This window comes from Chthoniobacterales bacterium (assembly GCA_036569045.1).
Taxonomy (GTDB): domain Bacteria; phylum Verrucomicrobiota; class Verrucomicrobiia; order Chthoniobacterales; family JAATET01; genus JAATET01.
The window spans coordinates 1-2,483 of sequence record DATCRI010000005.1 but is presented as its reverse complement, the minus strand read 5'-3'; the positions used below and the strand labels follow the sequence as shown (position 1 = coordinate 2,483).

Sequence of the window (2,483 nt, the reverse complement as noted above, 5' to 3'; positions counted from 1 at the left end):
CCGCGCGCCCGCCGCAACGACGGCCGGCAGGTTCTCGCGCTTGATTCCGCCGATGCAAAAGACCGGCACCGGCGACTCGCGGAACACCGTGGCGATATCCTCCGTGCCGATCGGCGGATAGTCGGGCTTCGTCGGCGTCGCGAAAAGCGGGCCAAAGCCGATGTAATCGGCGCCCTCGGCCCAGGCCGCGCGGGCCTGTTCGAGGCTGTGCGTGGAGCGCCCGACGAGAGCACCCGGCCCGGCCAGTTCCCGCGCCGCGGCGATGGAACCGTCGTCCTGTCCAATGTGCACGCCGTCCACGCCACTGGCGGCAACGAGACCGGGGTAGTCGTTGATGAAAAGCGGCACTCGCGCGGTCCCGCAGATCGGCGCGACCGCGTTCGTGAGCGCGAGGATTTCCGCCTCGCTCGCTCCCTTGGCGCGAATTTGCAGGACATCGATCCCGCCAGCCACCATGCGGGCGGCCATGTCGACCGCCCGATCGGCGGCGACGTAGCCGAGATCGAGGATGCCGTAAAGCTTCGCGTCCGCGAGCATGACCCGGTCTAGAACTCGGGGATGCCGGCGTTGAGCATCTTCTCGATGAACCCGGTCGAATACTTGCCGGCGCGGAAATCCGCGTTGCGCATGATCGCCTGCTGGAACGGGATCGTCGTCTTGATGCCGGTGATCATGTATTCGCCAAGGGCGCGGTTCATGCGGGCAATGCAGGCCTCCCGGGAGGACGCCGTGACGATGAGCTTCGCGATCATCGAGTCGTAGTGCGGCGGAATCGGGTAGCCGGCGTAGGCATGAGAATCGATGCGCACACCGCGACCGCCCGGGGCGTAGTAGAGCTCGATCTCGCCGGGGCTCGGCATGAAATTGTTGAAGGGATCTTCCGCGTTGATGCGGCACTCGATCGAGTGGTGACGCGGCCGCGCGTTCTTCACGTAGTCGGAGAGATGCTCACCGGCGGCGACCTGGATCTGCTGCTTCACGAGATCGCAGCCGTAAACCTCCTCGGTGATCGGATGCTCGACCTGGATGCGCGTGTTCATCTCCATGAAGTAGAAGTCGCCGTTGTCATCCACGAGATATTCGATCGTGCCGGCGTTGTAGTAGCCGACGGTCTGGCACAGCTTGATGGACGCTTCGCCCATGCGCCGGCGCAGGTCTTCCGTCATGAGCGGAGACGGGCATTCCTCAACGATCTTCTGGTTGCGGCGCTGGATCGAGCAGTCGCGCTCGCCCAGGTGCACGATGTTCCCGTGCTCGTCGCCCATGATCTGGAACTCGATGTGGTGCGGATTGACGATGAACTTCTCGATGTAGACCGCGCCATTGCCGAAGGCCTTTTCGGCCTCCATGCGCGCGCTGTGGAAGCCGGTGACGAGGCTGCCATCGTTGTGCGCGATCCGCATGCCGCGACCGCCACCGCCGGCGACCGCCTTGATCATGACGGGGAAGCCGATCTCGCGGGCGATCTTCAGCGCGTCGGCCTCGGAGTCCACCGTGCCTTCGCTGCCGGGAGAGACTGGCACGCCGGCCTTGCGCGCGGTGTCGCGGGCCGTGTTCTTGTCGCCCATCAGGCGGATTGCGTTTGGCGACGGCCCGATGAACTTGATGTTGCAGCTTGCGCAGACCTCGGCGAAATGCGCGTTTTCCGCGAGGAAGCCGTAACCGGGATGGATCGCGTCGACATCGGCGATCTCCGCCGCGCTGATGATGCGATCGATCTTGAGATAGCTCTCGTTGCTCGGGGCGGATCCGATGCAGATGGCCTCGTCGGCCAGCTGGACGTGGAGCGAGTGAAGGTCGGGCTCGGAATAGACGGCCACCGTCTGCACGCCGAGCTCCTTGCACGCGCGAATGATCCGCAGTGCGATTTCGCCGCGATTGGCGATCAGGATTTTCTTGAACATCTTTTGCCGGGGTTACTTGACGCGGAAGAGGGCCTGGCCGAACTGGACCGGCTTGCCATTTTCCGCGGCGACCTCGGCGATGACGCCCGCGACTTCCGCCTTGATCTCGTTCATGACCTTCATGGCTTCCACGATGCAAACGACCGTGTCGGGCGTGACCGTCTGGCCGACTTCCACATAAGGGGGAGCGTCGGGCGAGGAGGACGCGTAGAACGTGCCGACCATCGGCGAGGTGATCTCCTTGAGATTGGACGGCGCGGCGGCCGGGGAGGCCTCGGCGGCGGCAGGAGCGGCCGGCAGCGCGGGCTGCGACGGGGCCGCGTAGTGGACGACGGGACCGCCCTCGGGCGCCGTCTGTAGCGTGATTTTAAAACCCTCCTTCTCCATCTTGAAAACGGCGAGGCCGTTCTTTTTCATGAGGTCGATGAGAGCGCGAATTTCTTTGATGTCCACTTGGTAGAAGGCGTTAAAGCGAGGGATCGTTTTCGCGCGCAGCGGCGCAAGGGTCAAGATTTATGGCGGTGGCACATGAAGCGCCTTCAAGCACCCGGCCGCATTTCCCGACCAAATGGCGCACAC

At 64.2% G+C, this 2,483-nt stretch carries 3 protein-coding genes; all 3 read right to left on the bottom strand.

Annotation, left to right across the window (positions count from 1 at the left end; genetic code table 11):
* Positions 1-537 (bottom strand): thiamine phosphate synthase (gene thiE, locus VIM61_00380; GenBank protein HEY8898857.1); only part of this gene is annotated, 537 nt, incomplete at its 3' end.
* A gap of 8 nt (positions 538-545) precedes the next feature.
* Positions 546-1,904, bottom strand: a complete 1,359-nt coding sequence (gene accC, locus VIM61_00375) for an acetyl-CoA carboxylase biotin carboxylase subunit (protein HEY8898856.1) — start codon at positions 1,902-1,904, stop codon at positions 546-548.
* Positions 1,905-1,916: 12 nt separating this feature from the next.
* Positions 1,917-2,357, bottom strand: a complete 441-nt coding sequence (accB, locus tag VIM61_00370; protein HEY8898855.1) for an acetyl-CoA carboxylase biotin carboxyl carrier protein — start codon at positions 2,355-2,357, stop codon at positions 1,917-1,919.
* Positions 2,358-2,483 lie beyond the last annotated feature (126 nt).

Coding starts and splice junctions, on each gene's coding strand:
- accC (HEY8898856.1), bottom strand. CDS start 1,904: ATGTTCAAGAAAATCCTGATCGCCAATCGCGGCGAAATCGCACTGCGG.